General features: G+C 42.8%; 30 protein-coding genes and 1 rRNA gene. 15 read left to right on the plus strand and 16 right to left on the minus strand.

Annotated features, from left to right (window positions below):
- The 5 genes from AC1IR0_RS05600 to ftsY all read right to left on the minus strand — a co-directional run.
- Positions 1-199: ribosomal RNA gene (locus tag AC1IR0_RS05600) — 16S ribosomal RNA — on the minus strand; the annotation flags it as partial.
- Between the two features lie 471 nt (positions 200-670).
- Positions 671-1,285: a DUF2057 family protein gene (locus AC1IR0_RS05605; protein WP_243475141.1), complete on the minus strand. Its 615-nt coding sequence runs from the start codon at positions 1,283-1,285 to the stop codon at positions 671-673.
- A 204-nt stretch (positions 1,286-1,489) separates the two neighbouring features.
- Complete coding sequence (locus AC1IR0_RS05610) at positions 1,490-2,083, minus strand: nitroreductase family protein (protein ID WP_409653838.1); 594 nt, start codon at positions 2,081-2,083, stop codon at positions 1,490-1,492.
- 196 nt (positions 2,084-2,279) lie between these two features.
- Complete coding sequence (locus AC1IR0_RS05615; RefSeq protein WP_409653835.1) at positions 2,280-2,969, minus strand: nitroreductase family protein; 690 nt, start codon at positions 2,967-2,969, stop codon at positions 2,280-2,282.
- A gap of 177 nt (positions 2,970-3,146) precedes the next feature.
- Complete coding sequence (gene ftsY / locus AC1IR0_RS05620) at positions 3,147-4,250, minus strand: signal recognition particle-docking protein FtsY (RefSeq protein ID WP_409653832.1); 1,104 nt, start codon at positions 4,248-4,250, stop codon at positions 3,147-3,149.
- 177 nt (positions 4,251-4,427) lie between these two features.
- Here ftsY and AC1IR0_RS05625 point away from each other — a divergent pair, with 177 nt between their 5' ends.
- Both AC1IR0_RS05625 and AC1IR0_RS05630 read left to right on the plus strand, forming a co-directional pair.
- The gene (locus AC1IR0_RS05625; RefSeq protein ID WP_409653829.1) at positions 4,428-5,837 is read left to right on the plus strand and encodes a M16 family metallopeptidase; all 1,410 of its coding nucleotides are present in this window, start codon (positions 4,428-4,430) and stop codon (positions 5,835-5,837) included.
- On the plus strand, positions 5,837-7,411 hold the full coding sequence (locus AC1IR0_RS05630) for a M16 family metallopeptidase (protein WP_409666603.1): 1,575 nt from the start codon (positions 5,837-5,839) through the stop codon (positions 7,409-7,411). Before AC1IR0_RS05625 ends, AC1IR0_RS05630 begins: the two co-directional genes overlap by 1 nt.
- Here the strand turns inward: AC1IR0_RS05630 and AC1IR0_RS05635 are convergent.
- Together AC1IR0_RS05635 and AC1IR0_RS05640 are read right to left on the minus strand one after the other, a co-directional pair.
- The gene (locus tag AC1IR0_RS05635) at positions 7,335-7,658 is read right to left on the minus strand and encodes a hypothetical protein (RefSeq protein ID WP_409653823.1); all 324 of its coding nucleotides are present in this window, start codon (positions 7,656-7,658) and stop codon (positions 7,335-7,337) included. The two genes, AC1IR0_RS05630 and AC1IR0_RS05635, sit on opposite strands and share 77 nt — an antisense overlap.
- A 98-nt stretch (positions 7,659-7,756) precedes the next feature.
- Complete coding sequence (locus AC1IR0_RS05640; RefSeq protein WP_004278683.1) at positions 7,757-8,116, minus strand: hypothetical protein; 360 nt, start codon at positions 8,114-8,116, stop codon at positions 7,757-7,759.
- Positions 8,117-8,340: 224 nt separating this feature from the next.
- Here AC1IR0_RS05640 and AC1IR0_RS05645 point away from each other — a divergent pair, with 224 nt between their 5' ends.
- From AC1IR0_RS05645 to AC1IR0_RS05655, 3 genes are all read left to right on the plus strand, one after another.
- Positions 8,341-8,574: an SEL1-like repeat protein gene (locus tag AC1IR0_RS05645; RefSeq protein WP_005252035.1), complete on the plus strand. Its 234-nt coding sequence runs from the start codon at positions 8,341-8,343 to the stop codon at positions 8,572-8,574.
- 151 nt (positions 8,575-8,725) lie between these two features.
- Positions 8,726-9,106, plus strand: a complete 381-nt coding sequence (locus AC1IR0_RS05650) for a DUF2750 domain-containing protein (protein WP_004278687.1) — start codon at positions 8,726-8,728, stop codon at positions 9,104-9,106.
- 104 nt (positions 9,107-9,210) lie between these two features.
- Entirely contained in the window at positions 9,211-9,642 is a 432-nt protein-coding gene (locus tag AC1IR0_RS05655) for a CBS domain-containing protein (protein ID WP_004278688.1), read from the plus strand.
- Between the two features lie 128 nt (positions 9,643-9,770).
- Here the strand turns inward: AC1IR0_RS05655 and trpB are convergent, their stop codons facing one another.
- From trpB to AC1IR0_RS05700, 9 genes are all read right to left on the minus strand, one after another.
- The gene (gene trpB, locus AC1IR0_RS05660) at positions 9,771-10,979 is read right to left on the minus strand and encodes a tryptophan synthase subunit beta (RefSeq protein ID WP_409653818.1); all 1,209 of its coding nucleotides are present in this window, start codon (positions 10,977-10,979) and stop codon (positions 9,771-9,773) included.
- Positions 10,980-11,086: 107 nt separating this feature from the next.
- A complete protein-coding gene (locus tag AC1IR0_RS05665) occupies positions 11,087-12,274 on the minus strand; it encodes a vWA domain-containing protein (RefSeq protein WP_409653814.1) in 1,188 nt (395 codons plus the stop codon).
- A 13-nt stretch (positions 12,275-12,287) separates the two neighbouring features.
- Positions 12,288-13,139 carry an AAA family ATPase gene (locus AC1IR0_RS05670; protein ID WP_409653811.1) on the minus strand — a complete coding sequence of 284 codons (852 nt, stop codon included), beginning with the start codon at positions 13,137-13,139 and terminating at the stop codon, positions 12,288-12,290.
- Positions 13,140-13,159: 20 nt separating this feature from the next.
- Positions 13,160-13,543, minus strand: a complete 384-nt coding sequence (locus AC1IR0_RS05675; protein ID WP_195725981.1) for a hypothetical protein — start codon at positions 13,541-13,543, stop codon at positions 13,160-13,162.
- A 21-nt stretch (positions 13,544-13,564) separates the two neighbouring features.
- The gene (locus AC1IR0_RS05680; RefSeq protein WP_253144615.1) at positions 13,565-13,870 is read right to left on the minus strand and encodes a YcgL domain-containing protein; all 306 of its coding nucleotides are present in this window, start codon (positions 13,868-13,870) and stop codon (positions 13,565-13,567) included.
- 130 nt (positions 13,871-14,000) lie between these two features.
- On the minus strand, positions 14,001-15,143 hold the full coding sequence (locus AC1IR0_RS05685; protein ID WP_409653807.1) for a ribonuclease D: 1,143 nt from the start codon (positions 15,141-15,143) through the stop codon (positions 14,001-14,003).
- 178 nt (positions 15,144-15,321) lie between these two features.
- The gene (recR, locus tag AC1IR0_RS05690; RefSeq protein ID WP_409653804.1) at positions 15,322-15,918 is read right to left on the minus strand and encodes a recombination mediator RecR; all 597 of its coding nucleotides are present in this window, start codon (positions 15,916-15,918) and stop codon (positions 15,322-15,324) included.
- A gap of 13 nt (positions 15,919-15,931) precedes the next feature.
- Positions 15,932-16,261, minus strand: a complete 330-nt coding sequence (locus tag AC1IR0_RS05695) for a YbaB/EbfC family nucleoid-associated protein (RefSeq protein WP_004278699.1) — start codon at positions 16,259-16,261, stop codon at positions 15,932-15,934.
- 28 nt (positions 16,262-16,289) lie between these two features.
- Positions 16,290-17,477 carry an O-succinylhomoserine sulfhydrylase gene (locus AC1IR0_RS05700; RefSeq protein ID WP_409653800.1) on the minus strand — a complete coding sequence of 396 codons (1,188 nt, stop codon included), beginning with the start codon at positions 17,475-17,477 and terminating at the stop codon, positions 16,290-16,292.
- Positions 17,478-17,619: 142 nt separating this feature from the next.
- On the opposite strand from AC1IR0_RS05700, the gene AC1IR0_RS05705 reads away from it, so the two are divergent.
- From AC1IR0_RS05705 to AC1IR0_RS05750, 10 genes are all read left to right on the plus strand, one after another.
- The gene (locus tag AC1IR0_RS05705; RefSeq protein ID WP_409653797.1) at positions 17,620-18,717 is read left to right on the plus strand and encodes an alpha/beta fold hydrolase; all 1,098 of its coding nucleotides are present in this window, start codon (positions 17,620-17,622) and stop codon (positions 18,715-18,717) included.
- Between the two features lie 69 nt (positions 18,718-18,786).
- A complete protein-coding gene (locus AC1IR0_RS05710; protein ID WP_180037332.1) occupies positions 18,787-19,659 on the plus strand; it encodes an NAD(P)-dependent oxidoreductase in 873 nt (290 codons plus the stop codon).
- An 86-nt stretch (positions 19,660-19,745) separates the two neighbouring features.
- The gene (locus tag AC1IR0_RS05715; RefSeq protein ID WP_004278704.1) at positions 19,746-20,015 is read left to right on the plus strand and encodes a YARHG domain-containing protein; all 270 of its coding nucleotides are present in this window, start codon (positions 19,746-19,748) and stop codon (positions 20,013-20,015) included.
- Between the two features lie 31 nt (positions 20,016-20,046).
- Positions 20,047-20,460 (plus strand): HIT family protein, encoded by a 414-nt coding sequence (locus AC1IR0_RS05720; protein WP_479741224.1) that lies wholly within the window; start codon positions 20,047-20,049, stop codon positions 20,458-20,460.
- Between the two features lie 317 nt (positions 20,461-20,777).
- Positions 20,778-21,830: a porin gene (locus tag AC1IR0_RS05725; protein WP_409653790.1), complete on the plus strand. Its 1,053-nt coding sequence runs from the start codon at positions 20,778-20,780 to the stop codon at positions 21,828-21,830.
- Positions 21,831-22,276: 446 nt separating this feature from the next.
- Positions 22,277-22,468, plus strand: a complete 192-nt coding sequence (gene cydP, locus AC1IR0_RS05730) for a cytochrome oxidase putative small subunit CydP (protein ID WP_071852068.1) — start codon at positions 22,277-22,279, stop codon at positions 22,466-22,468.
- Positions 22,468-24,054: a cytochrome ubiquinol oxidase subunit I gene (locus tag AC1IR0_RS05735; RefSeq protein WP_071852069.1), complete on the plus strand. Its 1,587-nt coding sequence runs from the start codon at positions 22,468-22,470 to the stop codon at positions 24,052-24,054. The genes cydP and AC1IR0_RS05735 overlap by 1 nt, the downstream gene beginning before the upstream one ends.
- Positions 24,051-25,196 (plus strand): cytochrome d ubiquinol oxidase subunit II, encoded by a 1,146-nt coding sequence (gene cydB / locus AC1IR0_RS05740; RefSeq protein WP_071320015.1) that lies wholly within the window; start codon positions 24,051-24,053, stop codon positions 25,194-25,196. The genes AC1IR0_RS05735 and cydB overlap by 4 nt, the downstream gene beginning before the upstream one ends.
- A gap of 26 nt (positions 25,197-25,222) precedes the next feature.
- Positions 25,223-25,324: a cytochrome bd-I oxidase subunit CydX gene (cydX, locus tag AC1IR0_RS05745; RefSeq protein ID WP_004278713.1), complete on the plus strand. Its 102-nt coding sequence runs from the start codon at positions 25,223-25,225 to the stop codon at positions 25,322-25,324.
- A 3-nt stretch (positions 25,325-25,327) separates the two neighbouring features.
- On the plus strand, positions 25,328-25,630 hold the full coding sequence (locus AC1IR0_RS05750) for a cyd operon YbgE family protein (protein ID WP_004278714.1): 303 nt from the start codon (positions 25,328-25,330) through the stop codon (positions 25,628-25,630).
- Positions 25,631-25,757 lie beyond the last annotated feature (127 nt).

The raw sequence follows: 25,757 nt of genomic DNA on the forward strand, positions 1-25,757 counted from the left end.
TCCCCTGCTTTCTCCCGTAGGACGTATGCGGTATTAGCATCCCTTTCGAGATGTTGTCCCCCACTAATAGGCAGATTCCTAAGCATTACTCACCCGTCCGCCGCTAGGTTAAGTAGCAAGCTACTCTTCCCCGCTCGACTTGCATGTGTTAAGCCTGCCGCCAGCGTTCAATCTGAGCCATGATCAAACTCTTCAGTTTAATACTATGTAGTGCCTTAAAGGGCACCAATCTTGGCTCATCAATTTTCTGACAAATATTTCTCAAATAAACTTCGAGTAATTTCTACCATCAATCAATGAAAATAATTTCGATCAATCAACCAGTAAAAATCCACACAAGTTGTTCTTCATAATCTCTTAATGATCTTTCTTAAAACCTCATCAGTTTTAAGCTCCAACCCAATCATTTAACGTTTTGTTTCATGCATTGCGTTGGTGTGCTGCGTATTCTATACAGTTTCAAAACGAGCGCAAGGGATTTTCTTAAAAATATCCAAAAAAACCAACCATACGTTTATTTTTTAATCTAAAAGGCTATTTTTAACACTTTTTTTGCGTTTTTCTAGCTAATTCCGCATGAAAAGTTTAAGCAAATGTTAATTTTCCAGCCCTCATCTCATAAAAAAAGATCACCCTAATGGTGATCTTTTTGATTCTTCATCAAAATATTTTAATTTGCCTGCTCAGCCAGCCAAGTCATAAATTTTTGACGCTCAGCTTTAGAAGCCTTTTGCCATAATTGAATCAGCTGCTGATCATTCTGGTCTGCTGACTGAGTATATACAGCTGCCGGTTGATGAACTGGTGTCGCAACTTGAGTCGTCATATCTAATTTTTTAGTCAACACGCGATTTCCAAACCATGGTTTCGCTGCATCTTTAGTGCCCGCCTGCTGGACTAAGAGCTGATTTTTCGCATCATATAGACCAATAATGGGCTGATCTTTATATTTTTGCGCTGCATCAAAATCTTTAGGCGCCTGAATGAGTGCTAAACGATAAGTTTCGCCATCTTTAAGGCTGGGTGTTTTTACCGTAACCACACCCGACTTTAAAATGTCATGTGAATTGTCTGAATGCTGGAAAAATTCGTTATAGCGTACACTGATCGCATTTACACCTGCATCCAAGCTATAAGTCTGATTAGAACGCAATAGACCCGAGTTCACCTCCTGATCATTTACGGCAACAATTTTTATTTCTTCAGGTACTGTGACGGTCACTGCCGAAAAAACTGATGTGCTAAACAGAAACACTGCTGCAGTTGCCGCAATACGTAAATCCATATCCTTTACTCATTTTTGGTTGTTTATTAAAAATTAGCCGCACTATGCCTCGTCTAAATGACAATCTTATGACAAAGGCTGGAGTGATACAGCCTGTGTTCTTAGCATTTATTTGGCTAAATATACCCCATCATATCCAAATACAACTCTAAGACATAAAAAAAGAAGCATCAAAATGCTTCTTTTTTTATGATCTAAAATCATTTATGCAAAAGTCTTAAAGCGCTCTGCATCATCCATAAAGGTTTTTTCACCTGCAGGAGCTTCAATCGAACCAAATACCAGTTGAGCACGAAGTTTCCAGTGAGATGGAATCTCGAAAGTTTGTGCAACTTCTTCATCAATAATTGGATTGTAGTGCTGCAATGAAGCACCGATATTTTTTTCTGCCAAAGCGGTCCAGGTTGCAAACTGTGCAATAGCGGAAGAATGCTCAGACCAGACCGGGAAGTTATCTGCATAGAGTGCAAACTGCTCTTGCATCGACTTCACCACATTCTGATCTTCATAAAACAGAGCGGTTCCATAACCTGCTGCAAAAGCATTGATCTTGCTATTGGTTGATTCAAATGCATCTGCTGAAACAAGGTCACGTAAAGTTTCACGTACAATATGCCAGAAGGTATCATGTGATTGACCAAATAAAATCACCACACGCGAGGTTTGCGAGTTAAAAGATGACGGACTGTGCCTCACCGCATCTTTAATGATTTTCTCAATTTCTGCTTGATCCAGCTCTACATTTTTTCCAATTGAATAAATGCTACGGCGTTGTTTGATTTGATCTAAAAATGCCATGAATTCACCTCTATATATTTTGGTTATTAAAAAATCGATAAAGTCATACTACGTGCTTTAAGCACCCAAGACAGGTGCATTTCGATAACAATGTGTTTTATTTATAGAACAATCAGATTTAGATCTGAGTAGCGTATTTGTATCTGATTTTATCCGCAGCTTCCATGCTGTCACATATAAAGTGTTCTATAAACTTTTAATTAAATACTTTGAAACGATGCTGATCCGGTTTTTGTAATTTTTCTGCTACTGTTTGTTCAATTGACCCAAAGCAAAGTTGTGCGCGTAACAACCAGTTCTTTTCAATCTGAAAATGCTCTACGACCCTTTCATCAATCAGTGGATTATAGTGCTGTAAGGATGCCCCTAAGCCAGAATCTGCCAGCGTCGTCCATACGGCAAATTGCGCCATACCGGAAGTTTGTTCCGACCATGCTGGAAAATCCTCACTATTTAATGGCATTTTCTTTTGTAATTGTTGAATCACGGCTTGATCTTCATAAAATAAAACCGTGCCATAGGCCGCAGCACATTGATTCAACTTGATTTCAATTCCTTCGTAAATATGTGCCGGCATATACTGACGCTGCACCTGTTTCACAATTTCCCAGAATTGATGATGAGAATCTGCAAATAACACCACAATGCGCGTAGTTTGAGAATCATAAGCCGAAGGGCAACTGCGCACTGCTTCCTGAATGATTTCGCCAAGATAAGTCTGACTATAATGTACCCGCTTACCGAGTTGATCGATACTACGGCGCTTTTTCAATTGATCGACAAAAGTCAGTTCTAAATCACCATTCAGTTTATTTTTTCTTGAGAATTTAAAATCCTTGGTTATATCGCTTGTTAATACCTGACCAATCTTATTTAGCAATGCCATTTTCTACCCCACAACAAACAAGCCAAATCAGCTTAGAGAATCCCCTACAATTATAAGGCCTTTATTAAGATAGGCAGATTTAGTGGTGGTTTTGCTGTTGATTTTTACAACACTCAAACCAGCCAAAAACAACAAACTCCGCACTTGGCGGAGTTTGTGTGAAGCATTGCGCATTATTTATTTTTCAGTTTCAAATAATGCAGCAACAAAAGATTTGGCAGAGAATGGACGCAAGTCATCAATTTTTTCACCCACACCAATAAAGCGAATCGGCACATGAGTACGACTGGCGATATTAAACAGTACCCCACCTTTGGCAGTACCATCAAGTTTGGTAATAGTTAAGCCCGTCAAGCCTACCGCCTCATCAAACATCTCGACCTGATTAATAGCATTCTGACCAGTACCGGCATCGACCACCAACATCACTTCATGAGGTGCAGTGGCATCAATTTTCTGCATTACACGTTTTACTTTAGTCAATTCCTGCATCAAATGACCTTTGTTATGCAAACGGCCCGCTGTGTCTGCAATCAATACATCCACACCTTTGGCACGCGCACTTTCAAAAGCATCGAAAATCACTGAAGCTGAGTCAGCACCATGACCCTGAGCAACAACCGCAATATTATTACGCTCACCCCAGATCTGGAGCTGTTCAGTTGCAGCCGCACGGAAAGTATCGCCTGCTGCCAACATGACGGTCTTGCCTTCACCTTGCAGGCGCTTTGCCAACTTGCCAATGGTAGTCGTTTTACCGACACCATTCACACCAACTACCAGAATCACATAAGGCGATTTATTCGGATCAATATGCAGCGGTTTTACCCGTGGTGCCAATAAAGCCACCAGTTCTTCCTGAAGCGCTTTATAGAGTGAATGCGAATAGATCAAATCACCACGTGCCGTACGTTCAGTCAGGTTAGCGATAATGGTCTTGGTGGCTTCCACACCGATATCGGCCACCAGAAGCTGCTCTTCGACTTCTTCTAATAATTCATCATCAATTTCTTTACCACCGATCAGGATATTTACCATCCCATCGGCAAGGTTTTTACGGGTTTTGGTTAAACCCACTTTCATACGGCTAAAGAAGCCACCTTTCGCCGCAGAATCTTCATTTTCAGTTTCTGTTTCGACAGGTGCAGAAACTACAGCTGTTTCGCTTGGCGTTTCTATGATAGGCACATTAACCGCAGGTAAGCTCGGTAATGTGACATCATCATCTCCGATATCAGCATCAATCAAAAATTTGTTTTGCCCATTAGATTGCTGTTGCATGCCGAATCCTTGAAAAGCATTGCGTTAAAAACCCAGATTCTACCATAACTTGCCTGCTTTGCAGCTAGCAATGCAAATGCTGGACAAACATACCAAAAAGCTACAGCTCTCGGTTGCTTTCAAGCACGCATTTATTAAAAATAACTCTAAATACAAACGCCTATTTCAGGAGATCTAGTGTTCATCACCTTTTTGACTATCTCCTCTTTCTCGCAAATGATCAAACAGACGCTTTATCCACTCGGTGCAGCAGTCTTGCTTAGCCTGAGTTTTAACTCGGTTCAGGCACAAACCCGAAGCGAATTGTCACGGACTACTTTTGAAACCACTTTAAGTAACGGTTTAAAAGTCATTATTCGGGAAGACCATCGTGCGCCCATGGTAATGACACAAATTTGGTACAAAGTCGGCAGTAGTGATGAATCCGGAAATATTCTGGGGGTATCCCATGCACTTGAACATATGATGTTCAAAGGCACTCATAAAGTCCCAAATGATGAATTTACCCGTCTTAGCCGGATTTATGGCGGCAGTATCAATGCGGCCACCTTTACCAATTACACCAATTATTATCAGCTTTATCCTAAGGCCTATTTTCCTATGGCCCTGGAACTTGAATCTGACCGGATGAGTAATTTATTACTTCGACAGCAGGACTTCGAGCCAGAAATTAAAGTCGTCATGGAAGAACGGCGCCAGCGCACCGATGACAATCCGCGGGCGCAAGCCTTTGAACGGTTTAAATGGATCAGTTATCCGACCAGCCACTACCGTCAGCCGGTGATTGGACACATGAAAACTCTGAATAATATTCAGTTGAATGATGTCAAAAAATGGTATCGGGATTGGTACAGTCCGAATAATGCCATTCTGGTGATTGTTGGAAATGTAGAATCTGAAGCTGCTTTGGCTCAGGTACAAAAATATTTTGCTGACATTCCCGCACGCCCAACACCAGCACGCAATGATGTACTGGAGTTTGAACGCTTAGGCTATCGGCATATGGAGATTAATAGCAATGTTCATGTGCCCAATCTGTACATGACCTGGAATGTAAAATCCCTTGGCACTGCCAAAAACCCCCAAGATGCTTATGCCTTGACCATTATTCGCAGTCTTTTGGACAGTGGCTTTTCTTCGCGCCTGCAAGACCGATTGGTACGTGATCGTAAAATTCTGACCTCTGTCAGCGTTTCTTATGATCCCTATAATCGCGGCGACAGCCTGTTTGGTATTTCTGCCTTACCTGCGCCGGGCATCTCTTTGCAAGAAGCACAACAAGCAATTCAGGATGAAGTGGATTTACTTAAAACTACAGCGATGACCCAACAGGAAGTGGATCGTATCAGTACCCGCTTTATTTCCAATTTGATCTATAGCCAGGATGATATTGCCGGACAAGCCAAAATGATTGGAAATCTAGAGGTCAATGGCTTGAGTTATCGCCTGATGGATGAATTACCGAAACACTTTGAAAGTGTCAGCGTTCAGGATATCCAGCGTGTCGCAAACGCCTATTTTGTACGTGAAAATCTCAGCACGCTTTATCTCTCTCCTGAACAAAACACCCAGCAACGGGGATTATAATGCTTCAACTTCGTTCATTTTTGCTTATTTCAATTTTAAGTCTTAGCTCGGCTACCCATGCAGAAAACTATCTGGATCCCCAGCCTAACCAAAATGATAATCCGAGTCAGTTACAGTCTATCCCTTTGCTGCAAAGCTTAAAAAATATTAATCAGCAACGGGATTTTCAGGCGCCTTATATTCATGATCTAAACAATCGCTACAAAGTACGCACGCTGTTTGTTGAAACGCAAGATCTTCCCATGGTAGATATCCAGCTGACCTTTAATGCCGGTTCGGCCCGTGATCAGGAAATTGCCAAAGGCCTATATGGTCTATCCAATATGGCAGCCAAGTTGATGCGTGAAGGAACCGACAAATATAGCGCCAATCAGGTGGCGGAAGTTTTTGACCAAACCGGAGCACAATTCAGCGTACAAGCCTATCGGGATATGTTTGTGGTTCGTCTGCGTACGCTTTCAGACCCGGAAAAACTGGAACCCGCATTGGGCATGCTGATGGAGGTTCTCAAGAATGCATCATTTAAACCATCCAGCATTAATCTGGCTTTAAGCAATACCCAAGTGGGACAAAAACAGCTGCAGGAAAATCCAAGCCGACTCATGGATATCCGTTTTTATCGTGCCCTATATGGTCAACACCCTTATGCAGAACCAATCACTGGTACCCAAGGCAGTACCAAGAAAATTAACGCAGAATTATTGAAAAAATTTCGTGATCAGTTTTTGGTGGCGCAAAATATGAATATTTCCATTACTGGAAAACTCAGCCCGAAACAGGCACTGGAACTGTCTGAACGCATTGCCGGTAATTTACCCCAAGGGCAAAAAGCAGTGCGATTGCCACAACCTGAAACTCAATCTGGTTTTGAAGTGGTACATCTACCCTATAACTCGTCTCAGGCGCATGTCACCTTTGGGCATTTAGGCCCAACTCGCTTTACTGAAGATAAACTGGCTTTAGAGGTCGCCAATCGCATGTTTGGCGGTAGCGGATTTAATGCGGTATTGATGCAGGAACTGCGGGTGAAACGTGGTTTTACTTATGGCGCTTATAGTTCGTTGAGCTTTAGTCAGGCACCCGGCGTATTCAGCTTTAAGTATTCTACGCGTCAGGATCAACTGCTAGATAGCATTCAGGTCGCACATCAAGCATTTATCAACTTTGTCAGTCAGCCTATTGATACTCAGCGTCTGGAAGAAACTAAAGCAGGAATGTTGCGCGCCTTTCCTAATAATTACAGCAGTAATGCCACCATTAATGCCCAGCTAGGCAATATAGGTTTTTATAGTGAGCAAACTGATTATTTATCCAGTTATCCAGAACGCTTGGCTAAAATCACAGCGGCAGATGTACAAAATGCAGTGCGCAAGCATTTTCATCCTGATCGCTTAACCCTGGTCGTTGTCAATAAAGAACTGGATCAAAATGCTTTGAAAATGCGTTTGGAACAGAATTTAATGGATGCCAATTATTACTTACCAACAAATCCTATGCCTAAGGCATCTCCACAGAGACCGGCGGAAGCTGACGTGCCCGAAGCGATTCCTGCTGATAAGCCTGCATCAATTTAAGGTACTGCCCACGACGGATATGCTGCTTCTCTAACAAGGCGAGTGCCATATCTTGGGTTTGGGGAAGGTTTTGCTGTTTAGACAGTTGTTGAATCTGGGTGACTTGGGAAAGGCTAAGCGGACGATATAGAGCAAATGCGGCTAAAAGTAGAATGACCGCAATAATAAAAATAACCACACTGTTATAAATCTGTTCCAGTTTGATTCTGCTGAAAAATTGGCTTAGTTTTTCTGTATCTATAGACATACACTACCTCAGGTTAGAGGTAGTGTATGGTCGTAGTTACATAAGTTCAAGTCAGCGCACTGAATATTCACAAGAGCTGAATCCTGCTATTTTGGGCATTAATTCATTATTCTGGTAATAATTGTTGAATACAGCACCAATGCAACAACAAGTAATACCAGTGCAATTGCAAATTTACTTAAACCGGCTTCTGCTTCAGGCGGATGTAAGCGATCCTCATCTGCAATGCGGACCAGCTCACCATTATAGAGTTTATAAAACTGCTCACGTTGGTTTTCGTCCAGCGCCCGGGTAAAGTCGTAGACTTCTTTACGTTGTGCCAGCCCATAATCACCTAGATGGGTATATTTACTGAATATAGCTTGATCGAGTTTTTTACGATGCAAATCGGCAAGTTCCATAATTTGACCTGCAGTCGGAGGCATATCAAATTTCACACCATCTAAAGTTCTTGTCATCATGGCCTTCTCCTTATTGTTTGCTATCCATTTACAATGTAGCTTAATAATATTTATAGTTGTGTATAGTTTAATCAGTTAAACTATAACTGAAGTAAACGAATAAAATCGAATAGTTGACTTTTCCATTATTTTGTAATATTAGTTTAACAATACTAATTTATATTTGTATTTAGACTAAATAGTCTATCCTGTAATCATAATTAAAATTAAGGAGTTTTTATATGATACATCAACTCTCTCAACACGATCTGGAACATCTGTACGCAGATGCCGTGAATACCATTCAATCGCAAATGAACTTTGCTGATGCGGTAAAACAGCTTGAAGAAGCCGCTCGTGCTGGCCATGGTAAAGCAGCGCTTTTTTTAGCAGAACTTTATTATCAAGGTTTCCGTGTAGAACGAGATTCACTCAAAGCCCAGTACTGGCAAAACATGGCCACCATGCAAGCATAAAGAAACGTCACCTAGGTGGCGTTTTTTTCAGCCCTTTTTTCAATAAATAGCAATCAATACATATTTTCTTACGAATCCTTGCAAAGCTGAAACAGTAATTTCATATAAAGTTCCTAGAATAGAGCCTGAACTCCAATAGCACTTTATTCTAATGAAACCACGAAAAATTATTCAAATTGATCCGATCTGCAAAAACTTTCTGTTAAAGATCACGATGCTTAAATCTTTGATGAATTGTGGCGAGCTATGGGGCGCATATCACCAAGGCTGGGCGATGATGCGTGACCAGGAAGATTGTATCTTTCCATTCTGGCTCAATCCGCTGGATGCTAAAAATTATGCCCAGCAACATTGGCCGGATTACATTCCACGTAAAATCAATTCTGAAGATTTTGAAAATGCGTTATTGCCGACCCTGTCGCGACTGAATGTTACGCCAGCGCTGTTCAACACCAATGGAACCAAACTCAAACTGACTGCTGCACAGATGCGTCATCTGTTTTTTTCGCAACAAAGACTGCACATTGCTTAAATAACATGCTATTTATAAAGACTAAAACCTAAACACTTAGAGATGTTCAGGTTGAATACATACTCTAGGATTAATAATAAATTGACCAATAAGGATGATTAAGCATGACCAATGTGGCACAGGTGCTCAGTGAAAAAATGCATCAAGCTATTTATACCATCCGTCCAGATTCTACCGTTTTAGAGGCCATCACCTTGATGGCGGATAAAGGAATCGGGGCGCTTGTGGTAACCCATGAAGACAACGTGGTGGGGATTTTGTCAGAGCGGGATTACACTCGTAAAATCGCGCTGATGCAAAGAACCTCATTCGACACCACTGTTAATGAGATCATGACCTCTAAAGTGATTACCGTAAATACAGCTACTAGCGTAGAAGACTGTTTATCTCTGATGACTGAACGCCACCTACGCCACTTACCCGTGGTCGAACATGAAAAACTGATCGGTCTGATTTCAATTGGGGATTTGGTCAAGGCCGCCATGGATGACCAACGCAAATTGATTGAACAGTTACAGCAATATATCTCAGGTTAAAACATCATCTAGCTTTCTCTAAGGCATTTGAAGATCACTTAAATGATACAAAATAAAGTTTTATATCTGATGCATAAAAAATCCCGGCACATGTACCGGGATTTTTTATATGAACATTTTGACTAAAATCAGTTGAGACCTAATTTTTCTGCAACATAATCTGAGTCTTTATCACCACGACCCGATAGGTTCACTACAATCTTGATATCTTTTGGCAGTTTCCCTGCTTCACGAATGGCCCAAGCCACCGCATGCGAACTTTCTAATGCAGGTACAATGCCTTCTACGCGTGACAGTGTCATGAATGCATCCAGACATTCCTGATCAGTTGCTGTAGTGTACTCTACCCGGCCCAAATCTTTCAGCAAGCTATGCTGCGGCCCCACACCCGGATAATCCAGACCAGAAGCAATTGAATGCACTGGCAATGGCTCGCCCTGTTCATCTTCTAGCACATAACAGGCCATACCATGTAACTGGCTCGGTTTACCTAAGGTCAAAGTAGCTGAATGCATATCGGTATCTAAACCATGACCTGCCGGCTCAACGCCAACCAGTTTCACATCTGATTCATTTAAAAATGCAGTGAATGCGCCAACTGCATTGGAACCCCCACCGACACAGGCAACAACATAGTCAGGATTTGCACCAAAACGCTCATTGGCCTGAACTTTAATCTCATCACCAATAATCGACTGGAAATCACGTACCATCATCGGGAATGGGTGCGGCCCGACTACCGAACCAATGGCATAGATGTAGTTTTTCGGGTCTTTTAAATATTCTTCAAAAGCACTGTCGACTGCATCTTTGAGTGTGGCTGTACCGCGAGTCACAGAAATCAGCTTGGCACCCAGAATTTTCATCTTGACGACGTTTGGATGCTCTTTTTCAATATCTACTTGCCCCATATGAATTTCACATGGGATACCCACCAAGGCACATGCAGTTGCCAAAGCAACACCATGCTGGCCGGCACCGGTTTCTGCAATGACTTTGGTCTTGCCCATATATTTCGCAAGTAAAGCTTCACCCAGACAATGATTGATCTTGTGCGCCCCGGTATGGTTCAGATCTTCACGTTTCAGATAAATCTGCGCCCCGCCAAGCTGTTCAGAAAGACGTTTGGCATGAAATAAAGGACTTGGGCGACCGACATAATGGGCAAACAGATCTTTCAATTCATTCTGAAACTCTTCAGTCTGACGAATTTCCTGATAGGCCATATTAATATCATCCATGGCCTGTTTCAGATCGGGTGGAATAAACTGACCGCCATACTGACCAAAAAAACCCTCTTCATTCGGTAACGCAATACCATTAATTTGATGAGCCATAATAATTCCTGAATATTGGAATAAGGTATAACAAGTGACTTTATACTAGAATAATTCGTTTTAAAGCACTAATAACTATAGATAAAGTCACTTATAGATAAATGGAATCAACGCGCCAGATATTTGGTCATATCCTCAATGCCTTTTAAGGTCATTGGAAACATATGATCTTCAAAGATTTGCTTAATCAGACCAATAGTATGCGTGTAATGCCAGTATTTTTCTTCTTCAGGATTGAGCCAGGCGGTTTTATCAAAATGCTGACGCAGACGCTGTAACCAGACCTGTCCTGCTTCATCATTCATGTATTCGACCGAACCACCGACGGAGTTCAACTCATAGGGTGCCATGCTGGCATCACCGACTACAATCACGCGATAATCGCGTCCATAGGTATTAAACAGATCCCAAGTATTCATGCGCGAGCTGGAACGACGGACATTATCTTTCCAGACATAGTCGTACAGACAGTTATGGAAATAGAAATATTCCAGAGTCTTAAATTCGGTTTTGGCGGCGCTAAACAGTTTTTCACACTGAGCGATATGTGCATCCATCGATCCGCCAATATCAAACAGCATTAGTACTTTAATACGGTTACGGCGCTCCGGTACCAATTGTACATCCAGAATACCCTGCTTAGCCGTTTCACGAATCGTACCATCAATATCCAGTTCTTCGGCTGCACCCTGACGGGCAAACTTACGCAAACGGCGCAATGCCATCTGCATCTGGCGGCTACCCAAAATCTGCTCATCGTCCAGATTGCGGTATTGACGCTGCTCCCAGACTTTCACCGCAGAACGCTTACGCCCCGGCCCGCCAATACGCACACCTTCAGGATGATCGCCATAAGCACCAAAGGGTGAAGTGCCACCGGTACCAATCATCTTGTTACCACCCTGATGTTTTTTATGCTGTTCGCGCAGGCGCTCTTCCAGCATTTTCATCAGTTCTTCCAGGGAACCGGCCTTTTTCAGCTCTTCGCGCTGCTCCGGGGTCAGATGCTTCTCGAGTAATTCGAGATCAAACCAGTCTTTGGGCAGCTTATGCACCTGATTCAGTAATTCATCCAGATCAAAGGTCGCGATACCATCAAAATAGTCTTTCATGGCACGATCGAACTTGTCGAAATAGCGCTCGTCCTTGACCATTACAATTTTGGCCAGCTGATAGAACTCATCCTGATCGGCAAACACCAGACCTGCAGCAACCGCCTGATTCAGGTCAATCAGCTCACGAGTCGATACCGGCACGCCGTATTTGCGTAAGGTATAAAACAGTCGCACAAACATGCGTGTTTCTCCCTTAACGACGTGACATAAATGCTAAACGTTCGAGCAACTGCACATCTTGCTCATTTTTAATCAAGGCGCCGTATAGGGGTGGAATTGCTTTGGATTTATCAGTATTGCGCAGAATATCTTCCGGCATATCATCTGCCATCAGCAAGCTGAGCCAATCAATCAATTCAGATGTTGAAGGTGGTTTTTTCAAACCTGGAATCTGGCGCAATTTAAAGAAAACCTTTAAGGCTTCATTCACCAGTGTGGTCGAGATATTGGCAAAATGCACATCGATGATTTCACGCATGGTGGCTTCATCCGGGAATTCGATGTAATGGAAGAAGCAACGACGCAGGAAAGCATCTGGCAATTCTTTTTCATTATTTGAGGTAATGATCACGATTGGGCGCTGAGTTGCGGTAATGGTCTCGCCAGTCTCGTACACATAGAACGACATTTTATCGAGTTCATGCAGCAAGTCATTTGGAAACTCGATGTCTGCCTTATCAATTTCATCAATCAACAGGACACAGCGCTCTTCACTGGTAAACGCTTCCCATAATTTACCCGGCTTGATGTAGTTCTTGATGTCATAGACACGGTCATCACCCAACTGACTATCGCGCAAGCGGGATACGGCATCGTATTCATACAGGCCTTGTTGTGCTTTGGTAGTGGACTTGATGTGCCAGGTGATCAGCTTCAAACCCAGACTTTCTGCGACTTGCTCGGCCAGCAAAGTCTTACCTGTACCCGGCTCACCTTTGACCAGCAACGGTTTTTGCAAACTGCGTGCAGCTTTCACCGCAAGTTTTAAACTGTCAGTCGCAATGTACTGATCGGTACCTGAAAATTGTTGAATATCAGCAGACATGATTGAACCTTATTTTTTACTTACAGCGGTGAACTTTTCTCGTGAACACGAATATTGCTTTTGTTCGACACATAGGTCGACCAGCAATAGCCAACCACAGATCCAATCCCAATGACAAATAAAATAAGTGACGCATTAATCCAAACCAGGGACTGCTCTTTGGTCAGCACCCCAAATAACAGACCAAAGATCGCGGGTGCAATGGATGCATTCGACCCCTCAGATACCGTCGGTGTTAGCAGAATGGCAAAGGCCACAATCCACAAAAAACCGCCCATGGGTTTAGGCAGACGCTTGGTCACGCCATACCAGCACCATAAAGCAATCAGGCTGCCGAGCAGATAAACTGCAACGGCAATGCTCTGTTCAGGAATTGAGTCTAATACAGCCACATAACCATTCATTTCACAACTCCTGAATTAACATTAAGCGCCACGCAAACCTTCTGGTGCCACAGCGTTTGGATCAATCAAGCCTTCTGGCGGCATTTGCAGGAAGAAACCGCGAGTAGTAATGGAATCCATGACATGCAAGACATTGGCACGTGCCAGTTTACGTGATTCGCTTAACTCCAGATGCATGACAAAAGTCGCACGTCCAAATGCTGCCTGTACTGCTTCAGTTAATACACTTAAAGGCTCGAATGTTTCAGCTTCGCTTTCATTCACAGGACGCGCCACATACAGATACATTTCACTTTTTTTGCTGGATTTGTAGATCGACACTTGCATATTTCAAACGACTTTTCTGAAAAAACAACCGCAAGGATACATCAAAAAAAAGACAGAAACATTAGCCACGTCTCATGCATCAGTCGTGATTTTGTATAATTGCTTTTTCTTTAACCAATCCTGTAGCTAATCACTCGCTGACTTTCATCTGGGTAGACAGATAAGATTCGTCCTGATGCAATACCTGAATCAGTGGCCGAGTTAATAACTCATAGCGCCACCCAAGCAGATAATCCGGCAGATCCTGCTCGTCCTTATGAAAGACCACATGCTGATACAAGGCATTCAGCCATTTCTTGCGCATCAGGACTTCTTTAGGAATTGAGGTTTCATTGACGACGTTCTGGATAATCACATCAATTTTTTCGCCGATATCTTTGGAGGAATGGCGAATTGGACGTGCCAGACGTAAAGGCCAATTTGCCGGCTCCGGCAGGAATTTCAGTAAATCTAAAATCGTTTTACCATGCTCACGAACCACATTCGAACGAATGTCTTTCACATGACTCAGCTGAAAATTATTGCGCGGGAACTTTTCTACCAGATCAATCATGCTGGCATTTTTTAAAATGAAACTGCGGGGCTGATTCAGTGCTTTGGCAATCTGATCACGCCAGACCATCAATTGCTGCAGTTGCATCAGCTGACGGCGTGAATGTCGGTAATTGCCGACATCCTGATACAACAAGGCAGTTGGGGTATCTTCGCCAATTTCCTGAGTCAGAAAACGGCAATCTTGCAAAGCAAAATCCAGTAGATCTTTCGCATCCAGATCCTGTTTAATTTTCTCTGACAGTTGTACCAGATAATGCACATCATTGGCAGCATACAGCAACTGTTCGGAACTGAGTGGACGCGCCAGCCAGTCAGAACGGGTCTGGTCTTTTTCGATATCGACTTCCAGCATCTGCTTCAGCGCATTTTGATAGCTGACTTGCAGACCATGCCCCAAAAATGACATGCCGACCTGGGTATCAAACACATTACTCAGCGATTTCTTCTGGGTATAGTGATAGATCAGGTCGATATCTTCACTACAGGCATGAAAAATATTCTGCTGTGCGTTAAAAATTTTATTGAGGAACTCAGTCAGATCCAGCGTGGTTCCATCCAACAAATAGACCTTGCTGTCTACGTTAATCTGAAAAACACCCAGCTTAGGCCATAAGGTATCCACCTTGATAAACTCGGTATCCAGCCCATAAACTGAATTCTGATCCATCAGGTTCAGCACATGAGTTAAGTCGTTTTGATGTTGAATAAATTGAAACATAGAACTGAGTCTAAGATTAGATTCTCGATAGATCCATATTAACTGATCTATAGAATTTTTGTATAAAAAATAACGTCAATTCTGCCCTATTTCCTAAAAAATGGCGCTTACTTATCAGGATTTATATTCTAATTAATATCTTTTTTATATTAAAACTAACAAGATATTTAAGCTTAGCTTACTTCATGCGCATCCGGTTATGTACTGCCTGACTCAAGGTATGACTGTCGACATATTCCAGCTCACCACCTTGTGGTACGCCCTGGGCAATTCGGGTCATCTGGATCGGCAAATGCTTACTGGCCTCAACCAGATAATGCGCCGTAGCCTGACCTTCTACCGTGGCATTGGTCGCCAGAATCACTTCTTTCACCTGACCATTGGCCAAACGGTGCAATAAGTACGGAATACCGATTTCTTCTGGTCCAATACCATCCAGTGGCGATAAATGTCCACCCAATACATGATATTTACCTCTGAAGCTGCCACTTTGTTCAATCGCCATGACATCTGCAGGTGATTCTACTATGCAAAGCAATTCATCATCACGATCCAGCGAAGTACAGATATTGCAGACTTCGTCTTCGGTCAAAGAATGACAGACTGAACATTCATGAATGTAATTGGTTGCCTCAGTCAGCGCATGTGCCAGACCAATAGCACCCTCACGATTTTTCATGATCATATGCAATGCCATACGTTGAGCCGATTTCGGCCCAACGCTTGGCAAAATGCGTAATGCTTGAACGAGTTGATCAAAACGATCACTAAACATTGCGCATTCTTCCTTAGAACATACCTGCAAGACCAGGCGGCAAACCCATGCCTGAGTTTGCTGCTTTCATTCTTTCGTCAGATACCACTTCTGCCTGACGTGCTGCATCATTCATTGCAGCTGCAATCAGGTCTTCAATCATGTCTGGATCATCCTGAAGTAATTCAGGATTGATTTCGATACGTTTCACCACGTTACGGCAAGTCATGGTTACTTTCACTAGACCACCACCCGCCTCGGCATGCACTTCAGTTTGCGCAAGCTCTTCTTTGGCTTTTTTTACGTTATTTTCAACTTCTTTCTGCATGCGCTGAGCTTGCTGCATCAACATGTTAATGTTCATAAATATCTCCGAACATAAATTTATAAAATTAAATCAGGTCTAAACCGCGACGAATATCCTGGATAATATCACCAATCTCTTCCAAACCAACAGATACGCGAATCAAACCTTCGCGAATACCGGCAGCTTCTTTGGCTTCAGGCGACAATTTACCGTGTGTCGTGGTTGCCGGATGGGTAATAGTCGATTTCACATCGCCCAGATTGCCGGTAATCGAGATAAACTGGGTATTGTCGATGACAGTCCATGCTTCCTCACGGCCACCTTTCACTTCAAAAGACACAATACCGCCAAAACCGCTCTGCTGTTTGGCTGCCAGTTCATGACCGACATGCTCAGGCAGGCCCGCATAATATACTTTTTCCACTTTTGGATGCTGATTCAGAAATTCAGCCAGTTGCTGTGCACTTGCTGAATGTTCACGCATACGCAAACGTAGTGTCTCCAAGCCTTTCAGGAAAACCCAGGCATTGAATGGGCTCATTGAAGGACCAGTGGTACGCACATAGCCAAAAATTTCTTCAAGCAGCTTGTGATTACCCACGACTGCGCCGCCTAATGCACGGCCCTGACCATCAAGGTACTTTGTAGCTGAATATACAACAAGGTCAGCACCAAATTTGATTGGTTGTTGTAATACTGGGGTACAGAAGCTGTTATCAATCGCCAGTAAAGCATCATTGGCATGCGCAATATCGGCGAGTCCATGTATATCGGCTACTTCCGCTAAAGGATTCGATGGAGATTCAACAAAGAGAATTTTTGTTTCAGGCTTGATGGCATTTTTCCATGCATCAAGATCGGTCAAATCAACGAAATCAACGCTGACGCCAAATTTTGCGACATATTTTTCAAACATGGAAACCGTAGAGCCGAAGACAGCACGTGAACAGATCACATGATCACCCGCTTTTAAAAAAGCCATCATCACTGCCATAATGGCTGCCATACCCGAACTGGTGGCGACGGCGCGTTCTGCACCTTCAAGTGCAGCCAGACGCTTTTCAAACATGGCAACGGTCGGATTGGTAAAGCGAGAATAGATATTGCCCGGTTCCTGGCCTGAGAATTTGGCTGCGGCTTCTGCAGCATTTTCATAAACAAAGGACGATGTTAGAAAAATCGGTTCGCCATGCTCACCTTCAAAAGTGCGGGTATGGCCGGTACGAATGGCTAAAGTTTCTAATTGGTAAGAAATATCGTCTTGCTGGCTCATCGCTTTACCTCAGCCCTCAGGCTGCCTTTTGTAAAAATTTGCCAACATTTTGAGCGCCTAAGCTATTTCAGGTCAAGGCATAATAAGCGATTATTGCTTAGACTTCGATCAATCCTCCCGCGGATACGGATATTTTATTTACATGATTCAGTTAAAACAAAACTTTCAGCGCCAGCAAAAAAAATTGAAACACCTCAGCACCCGGATGTTTAATGCCTCCTCACTGATCCTGTCGCAAAAAACCCCTTTTGAATATATTGCCGGCACCGAGTTTTGCAAGATTCGTTATTACGCTTCACCCGAGAAAAAATATAAGGAGCCTCTGGTTTTCATCGCACCGTTAGCCATTAATATGGATATCTATGATCTGTATCCTTATCGCTCTCTGGTCAAGCATTTTCAGCATAGCGGTTTTGATGTCTATCTGGTGGAATGGAAACGCTTTAACTTTAAGCACCGTCACCTGAATTTTTTATCTTTTATCGATGCAGCCATTCCTCAATCCATTGAAACTATCTGCAAGCATTCAGGCAGTCAGTTCATTTCCTTACACGGCTGGAGTATGGCTGGGGTGTTTGTCACGCTCTATACAGCCCTGCATTCGCCTGAACATGTCAAGAATCTGATCGTGGTGGGCAGTCCTATCGACAGTTATGCGTCAGGACGTGTCGGCAAACTTTTTTCTACGACCAATAAACTGATTTCTAAAAATAAGAATTTGCAACAGGCCATTCATCAAGGATTGATCCCGAAGCAATATATTCATACGCCGGGTATTGTAAATGCCTTGGGCTTTAAATTACTTGATCCGATTGGCTGGCTAAAAAGCCAGAAGCAGTTTTTGCTGAATCTGGATCATGTCGAAGATGTCTATGAACATGCCACCATGGGGAATTTCCTGAACAAGATGATCGATTATCCGGGCGGGATTAATCAGGACATGATTCTGCATTTATGGCTGCAAAATCCTTTAAAATACGGTTCTATCACTTTAGATGGTCGTATTGTTGATCTTAAAAATATCAGCTGCTCCCTATTGGTAGGTGCAGGTCAAACCGACCAGATTGTCACAGAACAGTCAGCTAAGCCTTTGATGGAATTGACAAGTAGCCAGGATAAGACGTTTACTCTTATACCGGGTGGTCATCTTGGACTAATGTCGAACCAGAAAACAGCCAATACATTCTGGCCAAAAATGACGACCTGGCTGGTGCAGCGCTCCACACGTCTTGATGCTTAAAGCAGATTTCTCGCACCAGAAAAATATTAAAAATTATCAATAGATTTAAACATATTCAGAGGGTACAGCATGATTCAATCAGTGGCATTTATCGGCCTAGGTGCAATGGGTTTTCGTATGGCAGCACACTTACCCAAGCATTTTGATACGGTCTATGTCTGGAACCGCAGCTTTAACAAGGCAGAGCAACATGCGGCTGAATATGGCACCCAAGCCGTCACACTGGAACAGGCCGTACAAGCAGATGTGATTTTTTCCTGCCTGCCAACTAGCGCTGACGTTGAACGACTTCTGGAAAATCTGTCGCTTAAATCCGGTTCAGTCTGGGTCGACTGCACCAGTGGTGTACCGGATTCTGCCCAAAAATTGGCAGTACAATTGGCTAAACATGGGGTAATCTTTCTGGATGCACCGGTCAGTGGCCAAACCGTTGGTGCTGAGAATGGTACATTAACCGTGATGGTGGGCGGCAATGCAGAGGGCTATGAAAAAGCCCTTCCTGCGATGCAGGCATTTGGCAAGCTGATCAAGCATGTCGGTGAATCTGGCGCGGGTTTTGCAGTGAAAGCCGTAAATAATATGTTAATGGCTGTAAACCTGTGTGCCGTCGCAGAAGGCTTTACTACACTGAAAGCGCATGGGGTAAACCTGCATGAAGCACTAGATTGTATTAATGCTTCAAGTGGTAAAAGCATGGTGACTGAAACCGTTTTGCCGCAGCGTATTTTAAACCGCAGTTTTCCTGTAACCTTTGCCCTGCCACTCTTGGCCAAAGATACAGGCATTGCAATCGACCTTGCGCGTGAAGCCAAACTTTCTGCGCCTGTGCTCTCGTTGACCCAGAATCTGATTCAAGCGGCCAGCGATCTGTCGGATAAAAACAGTGATTTTTCCAGTGCTGTGAAAATGTATGAATCATGGAGTAATATTACCATCGAGTAATATCTCGCCATTGAATAATGATAACGAAACCTCATATTGTGACTAGTAGGCAGGCACATATAGTGGATAACCCAGAGGAAACTCTCATGAAGAAATTTTCTGTTGCAGCATTAATTGGCTTTGCAACTTTGTTCGGGGCTTCAACATCGGTTCTTGCATCTGAACAAGAGTGCAAAAAATTAAAAAATGATCATGACGTGATTTATGCGTCTAAAGGTTTCTGTTTCAAAGATCCTGAAGCAAAAGCTAAGTTTGGTAATGACAATTGCTATACAACCAAACCAAAATTCTCGGAAAAAGAGCAACAACGTCTTGACGCGATCAAAGATCGTCAGAAAGAATTGAACTGTAAATAATTCAGTTTAATGACGCTCAAGGAATGTACTTATGACTTATGATGATCAGAATATTTTTGCACGAATTCTACGCGGTGAACTTCCTGCGATAAAAGTGTATGAAGACGACCAGGTTCTTGCATTTATGGACATCATGCCTCAGGCAGAAGGTCATACTCTGGTGGTTCCGAAAACTCCGGCAATCACTTTACTGGATCTACCCCCTGAAGCTGCAGCGTATACGATTCAGATCGTACAGAAAGTTGCAAAAGCCATTGAAAAAGGTTTAGGTGTGGACGGTATCGTGCTGATGCAATTATCAGGGGCAGCAGCGGGTCAGACCGTACCACACGTACATTTCCATCTGATTCCTACCTCTTTGCACAATCTGGGCAAACATGCTGCACAGATGGGCGACCAGGAAAAAACTAAAGCTTTGGCCGAGAAAATTAAAGCTGCCCTTTAAGCTATTCTTAATACCTAAAAATGGAGCCTCGGCTCCATTTTTTATGTCTAATGTATTTCACTCTTGATTAAGCCAATAAAATATCAGTAAAAGTCACCTAGCCTATTTTTTAGGTTTTGCAGCAATCCTGCTTACCCAACTCATAATCTTACAAAAAATAAGACAATGATTGTCTTTAATATTTCTGAAATATTTCCTTAATCATATTGACTTATTTGTAATGAATACTTGGCACCAATAGAGCAGTAGATGTTTCAAAACAATACTGAAACTTGTTTTTAAGACGATGAATAAAAAAGTCTTTATTGGAGCAACACATGAAAAAAACGTTATCTGCATTAGCAATCGGGGCAACAATTTTAACACCAGTGATGGCAGCTGCTGCTGATGTTAAAGTGTATGGTCGTGCACACGTTTCTTTAGATTATCTGGATGATGGCCAAGATTATAACGAAGTAGGTCTTTCTTCAAACTCTTCACGCCTAGGCTTTAAAGCTGAACAAAAATTAGAAAACGGTATGACCGTATTTGGTCAAATCGAACAGGAAATTAACTTTGCAAGTGGTTCTGCAAATGATGATGTTGAATTTGCAACTCGTGATACTTTTGTTGGTTTAAAAGGTGATTTCGGTCAAGCGCGTATCGGCCGTTTTGACAGCCCATTCAAAGTAGCACGTGGCCCGGTCAACTTCTTTGGTGATATGGTCGGTGACGTTCGTAACGTTACGCGTGTAGGTAACCTGCGTTTTGATGAACGTAATGCTAATACCATTGAATATAAATCACCAAAATTTGGTGGCGGTTTCAACGTATTAGGTGCGATGTCACTACATGAAACAAATAGCCCGAATGCCACTAAAGATGGCGCTAAAGACAAAGATAAAGCTTATGACCTCGCTTTAACCTATAAAGAAGGTAAAGTTGATTTCGCTGCTGCCTATGAACACTATGAAGAAGAAGCTGCCCGTGGTGAGCGCGATGGTTTCCGTATCGCAGGTGCTTACAAAATCACACCTGAATTCAACTTGGGCGGTTTATACCAATTCCTTCAACATGATAATTCTGAAGCAAACCCAGATGCACAAGTATTTGGTGTAGCCGGTGAATATAAATTTGCACCAAAAACCTCATTCCGTGGTGAAGTATTCCATCGCGATGTCGATGCTGATGATGCGAATGCAACTTTGCTGGCAATCGGACTTGAGCACCGTTTAGATCCAACAGTCCGCATTTATGGCAACATAGCAACTGTACTAAATGATGAAAACTCAAACCTTACTCCTTGGGCACAAGGTCGTACCAATACTGTAGGTGGCGTACGCGGTGAAGACAGTCTAGGACTTTCCCTAGGCATGCGTTACGACTTCTAAGTCCAGTCTCCCTCACAAAGCTTAAAAAGAACATGCCTCCAGCATGTTCTTTTTTTGGTGTGTTTTTTATCAATATAAATATGGTGAGAATGATTGTGACACTGATATTCAACCCTTATAAAACCAACCAATTTAGTTTGATTAATTTTATTCTTCATTTTAAAACCAAGCACTTTAATCAGATTAAAAAAATAGAAAAAACATTAATCCAACTAAAATAATCTACATTTAAATATATAAATATAAGCATTTTAGTCGGATTTAAAAACCAATAAAATTACATAAAATAATAAAAAGTATTTAGAATAAATTTTAACTCATATAAATATATATTTATTATTTTCAAATACTTATAAATATATATTTATTTAAGCTGTATCATCTATTTATTTTTTAGTTACAATAGATTAATAATATATAACAAGTCATATAACAGGCTTAGTCGAATGAGCTTAGTTCCCAAAAATCTAAACCAGAAAGTGGTTAGAGAAATAACTGCTATTTTAATTATCAAGGTTATTTTACTGATGGTAATTAAAAATATCTGGTTTGATGCGCCTACGATTCCTAAAAATTTTGATAACCAAGTCGCCGAGCGTATCGCCGGCAATCCTTCCCAAATCCAGGAGACACGTTGATGATTTCTGAAAGCGTGGTCGATCTCTCGCGGTTCCAATTCGCCATGACCGCGATGTATCACTTTATTTTTGTTCCACTAACTTTAGGCCTGGCTTTTCTGCTTGCCATTATGGAAACCACCTATGTGATTTCCGGCAAAGAAATCTATAAAGACATGACCAAGTTCTGGGGAAAACTGTTTGGTATTAACTTTGCCTTAGGGGTAACCACCGGCCTGACCATGGAGTTCCAGTTCGGAACCAACTGGGCGTATTACTCGCATTATGTCGGTGATATTTTTGGTGCACCGCTGGCGATTGAAGGTTTGATGGCCTTCTTCCTTGAATCAACCTTTATTGGCTTGTTCTTCTTTGGCTGGGATCGCCTGTCCAAAGTGCAACATCTGGCAGTGACCTGGCTGGTGGCTTTAGGTTCGAACATGTCCGCACTCTGGATTCTGGTCGCCAATGGCTGGATGCAAAACCCGGTCGGTTCGGCATTTAACTATGAAACCATGCGTATGGAAATGGTGGACTTTGCTGCATTGATCTTTAACCCGGTAGCTCAGGTTAAATTTGTGCATACCGTATCTGCCGGTTATGTCACAGGTGCCATCTTCGTACTGGCTATTTCAAGTTACTACATGCTGAAAAAACGTGACCTGCCTTTTGCACGCCGTTCTTTTGCCATTGCAGCCATCTTCGGGCTTGCTTCCACACTTTCAGTGATTTTACTGGGTGATGAATCAGGTTATGAGCTGGGCGATGTACAGAAAACCAAACTGGCAGCGATTGAAGCAGAATGGGATACTCACCCTGCACCTGCGCCATTTACTTTGTTCGGTATCCCGAATAAGGAAACCATGACTACAGATTATGCAGTGAAAATTCCTTATGTGATGGGTCTGATCGCTACACGTTCTACGACTGAACAAGTCACGGGTATTAAAGACCTGCTGGTTCAGCACGAAGCGCGTATCCGTAATGGTATGGTGGCCTATTCGCAACTGGAAAAATTACGTGCTGGTGATCAGTCTCCAGAACTGAAAACCGCTTTTGAAGAGGGCCAAAAAGACTTAGGCTACGGTCTGCTTCTGAAAAAATACACGCCAAATGTCGTTGATGCCTCTGAAGAGCAAATCAAAGCAGCTGCTAAAGACACCATTCCACACGTACCAAGCCTGTTCTGGGCCTTCCGTGCCATGGTGGCTTCTGGCTTCCTGATGTTGCTTCTATTTGCACTGGCAACTTTTGCGGTAGCAAAACGTAATGCTGAAAACAAACCATGGTTATTGAAATTTGCTTTATTTGCACTGCCTTTACCTTGGGTTGCTGCGCAAACTGGCTGGTATGTAGCAGAAGTAGGTCGTCAACCTTGGACCATTGGTGAGGTATTACCGACGCATCTTTCAGCATCAAGCTTAAGTACAGGTGATGTCTGGGGTTCAATCCTTGCATTGGCAGCATTCTATACCGTGTTACTGATTATCGAGATGTATCTGATGATCAAGTTCTCACGTCTTGGCCCAAGCTCACTGCATACCGGTAAATACCATTTTGAAAAGCTTGCAGCTGCAGAGAAGGCAAATGAGGAGACTCACGCATGATCGAATATGAATTATTAAAAATCATTTGGTGGGTGCTGGTCGGCGTATTGCTGATTGGCTTTGCCCTCACCGATGGCTTCGATATGGGCTCCATGGCGATCATGCCATTTGTGGGCAAAAATGATAGCGAGCGCCGTGCAGCGATCAATACCATTGCCCCGCATTGGGACGGTAACCAAGTCTGGTTTATTACTGCCGGCGGTGCTTTGTTCGCTGCCTGGCCAATGGTCTATGCAACCGCCTTCTCTGGCATGTACTGGGCACTGTTGCTGGTACTGTTTGCCCTATTCCTGCGTCCGGTCGGTTTTGACTATCGCTCAAAACTGGAAAATACCAAATGGCGCAATTCATGGGACTGGGGTCTAGCCATTGGTGGTGCAGTGCCTGCATTGGTCTTCGGTGTGGCATTCGGCAACATGTTCCTGGGTGTACCATTTACTTTAGATGAAACTGTACGTTCTACTTATACTGGCAGCTTCTTTGCCCTGCTGAATCCGTTTGCGATTGTCTGTGGTCTGGTCAGTTTATCGATGCTGTGTGCACATGGTGGTGCATGGTTAATGCTGCGTACTGATGGTGACCTACGCCAACGTTCTGCCAAAGCAACACAAATCATGGGACTAGTGTATTTAGCAACTTTCCTGGCAGCCGGTGCATGGTTGTATTTTGGTGGCATTCAGGGCTATACCTTAGTTACACCTTTTGATACCAATGGTGTTGCCAACCCGCTGGCCAAAGAAGTATTGACCAATGCCAATCCAGGCTGGATGAATAACTACTCGACGTATCCAATCACAATGGCTGCTCCAATTGCCGGCATTTTGGGTGGCTTGATCATTGTCTTGGCAGCTAGTAAAAACAAAGCAGGCTTGAGCTTCCTGGGTTCATCTCTGGCTGTCATCGGTGCCATCCTGACTGCTGGTTTTGCCCTGTTTCCTTTCCTGATGCCTTCAAGCATTAACCCGGTTGCAAGTCTGACCATGTGGGATGCGGTATCTAGTAAAAATACCTTAACAGTCATGACCGTTGCTGCATGTATCTTTGTTCCACTGATCCTGATCTATACCACTTGGTGTTATTACAAGATGTGGGGCGTGATTACCAACAAACACATTGAAGATAATTCACACAGCCTGTACTAAGGGCTGTGTCTTAAGGAGAGACAACTATGTGGTATTTTGCTTGGATTCTGGGTGTACTGATGGCATGTTTTGCCAGTGTGATTGCTGCCATTTACATGGAACAACACCAAGACCTGGATGAGGAATAAAACATGACCGAAGCTGCGCTTGAGAAAACCGTTGTAGACAAGAAACCAAACAAATTTGCGATGATGATTTCCTGCCTCCTGGCTTTTCCTCTCGCAGCAGTGTTATTGGTTCATCCTTCTGCAATGCTGGATGCCAACGGTGAATATAGCCATAGTGCCATGATGTATATCATGATTGGTATTTCTGGAGGCTTTGTCCATGGTGTTGGCTTTATGCCGCGCCACTGGTTCTGGAAATGGTTGTTTAGCCCTTTCCTAGCATGGCCTTTAATGATCTGGGGTTATTACACCTGGTTTCTCAGTTAAAGTATGAAATTAAAAAGCCCTCATTTGAGGGCTTTTTAATTTCATACGAATTCTAAAATATTCTTCTTTTTTCTTCTGGCCAAAACAGGATTTTTAAAACAACTTATTTTAAGTATATAAAAAGCCG

The organism is Acinetobacter sp. 129952 (assembly GCF_056642055.1).

Excerpts from the sequence above, each read along its gene's own strand:
- AC1IR0_RS05610 (WP_409653838.1), bottom strand. The coding sequence starts at position 2,083 with ATGGCATTTTTAGATCAAATCAAACAACGCCGTAGCATTTATTCAATT.
- AC1IR0_RS05630 (WP_409666603.1), top strand. The coding sequence starts at position 5,837 with ATGCTTCAACTTCGTTCATTTTTGCTTATTTCAATTTTAAGTCTTAGC.
- AC1IR0_RS05645 (WP_005252035.1), top strand. The coding sequence starts at position 8,341 with ATGATACATCAACTCTCTCAACACGATCTGGAACATCTGTACGCAGAT.
- ftsY (WP_409653832.1), bottom strand. The coding sequence starts at position 4,250 with ATGCAACAGCAATCTAATGGGCAAAACAAATTTTTGATTGATGCTGAT.
- AC1IR0_RS05695 (WP_004278699.1), bottom strand. The coding sequence starts at position 16,261 with ATGAACATTAACATGTTGATGCAGCAAGCTCAGCGCATGCAGAAAGAA.
- AC1IR0_RS05715 (WP_004278704.1), top strand. The coding sequence starts at position 19,746 with ATGAAGAAATTTTCTGTTGCAGCATTAATTGGCTTTGCAACTTTGTTC.
- AC1IR0_RS05725 (WP_409653790.1), top strand. The coding sequence starts at position 20,778 with ATGAAAAAAACGTTATCTGCATTAGCAATCGGGGCAACAATTTTAACA.
- AC1IR0_RS05750 (WP_004278714.1), top strand. The coding sequence starts at position 25,328 with ATGACCGAAGCTGCGCTTGAGAAAACCGTTGTAGACAAGAAACCAAAC.
- AC1IR0_RS05640 (WP_004278683.1), bottom strand. The coding sequence starts at position 8,116 with ATGACAAGAACTTTAGATGGTGTGAAATTTGATATGCCTCCGACTGCA.
- cydX (WP_004278713.1), top strand. The coding sequence starts at position 25,223 with ATGTGGTATTTTGCTTGGATTCTGGGTGTACTGATGGCATGTTTTGCC.
- AC1IR0_RS05650 (WP_004278687.1), top strand. The coding sequence starts at position 8,726 with ATGAAACCACGAAAAATTATTCAAATTGATCCGATCTGCAAAAACTTT.
- AC1IR0_RS05680 (WP_253144615.1), bottom strand. The coding sequence starts at position 13,870 with ATGCAAGTGTCGATCTACAAATCCAGCAAAAAAAGTGAAATGTATCTG.
- cydP (WP_071852068.1), top strand. The coding sequence starts at position 22,277 with ATGAGCTTAGTTCCCAAAAATCTAAACCAGAAAGTGGTTAGAGAAATA.
- trpB (WP_409653818.1), bottom strand. The coding sequence starts at position 10,979 with ATGGCTCATCAAATTAATGGTATTGCGTTACCGAATGAAGAGGGTTTT.
- AC1IR0_RS05605 (WP_243475141.1), bottom strand. The coding sequence starts at position 1,285 with ATGGATTTACGTATTGCGGCAACTGCAGCAGTGTTTCTGTTTAGCACA.
- AC1IR0_RS05615 (WP_409653835.1), bottom strand. The coding sequence starts at position 2,969 with ATGGCATTGCTAAATAAGATTGGTCAGGTATTAACAAGCGATATAACC.
- AC1IR0_RS05635 (WP_409653823.1), bottom strand. The coding sequence starts at position 7,658 with ATGTCTATAGATACAGAAAAACTAAGCCAATTTTTCAGCAGAATCAAA.
- AC1IR0_RS05685 (WP_409653807.1), bottom strand. The coding sequence starts at position 15,143 with ATGTTTCAATTTATTCAACATCAAAACGACTTAACTCATGTGCTGAAC.
- AC1IR0_RS05655 (WP_004278688.1), top strand. The coding sequence starts at position 9,211 with ATGACCAATGTGGCACAGGTGCTCAGTGAAAAAATGCATCAAGCTATT.
- AC1IR0_RS05720 (WP_479741224.1), top strand. The coding sequence starts at position 20,047 with ATGACTTATGATGATCAGAATATTTTTGCACGAATTCTACGCGGTGAA.
- AC1IR0_RS05675 (WP_195725981.1), bottom strand. The coding sequence starts at position 13,543 with ATGAATGGTTATGTGGCTGTATTAGACTCAATTCCTGAACAGAGCATT.
- AC1IR0_RS05735 (WP_071852069.1), top strand. The coding sequence starts at position 22,468 with ATGATTTCTGAAAGCGTGGTCGATCTCTCGCGGTTCCAATTCGCCATG.
- recR (WP_409653804.1), bottom strand. The coding sequence starts at position 15,918 with ATGTTTAGTGATCGTTTTGATCAACTCGTTCAAGCATTACGCATTTTG.
- AC1IR0_RS05710 (WP_180037332.1), top strand. The coding sequence starts at position 18,787 with ATGATTCAATCAGTGGCATTTATCGGCCTAGGTGCAATGGGTTTTCGT.
- AC1IR0_RS05700 (WP_409653800.1), bottom strand. The coding sequence starts at position 17,477 with ATGAGCCAGCAAGACGATATTTCTTACCAATTAGAAACTTTAGCCATT.
- AC1IR0_RS05705 (WP_409653797.1), top strand. The coding sequence starts at position 17,620 with ATGATTCAGTTAAAACAAAACTTTCAGCGCCAGCAAAAAAAATTGAAA.
- cydB (WP_071320015.1), top strand. The coding sequence starts at position 24,051 with ATGATCGAATATGAATTATTAAAAATCATTTGGTGGGTGCTGGTCGGC.
- AC1IR0_RS05665 (WP_409653814.1), bottom strand. The coding sequence starts at position 12,274 with ATGTTTGTGCGACTGTTTTATACCTTACGCAAATACGGCGTGCCGGTA.
- AC1IR0_RS05670 (WP_409653811.1), bottom strand. The coding sequence starts at position 13,139 with ATGTCTGCTGATATTCAACAATTTTCAGGTACCGATCAGTACATTGCG.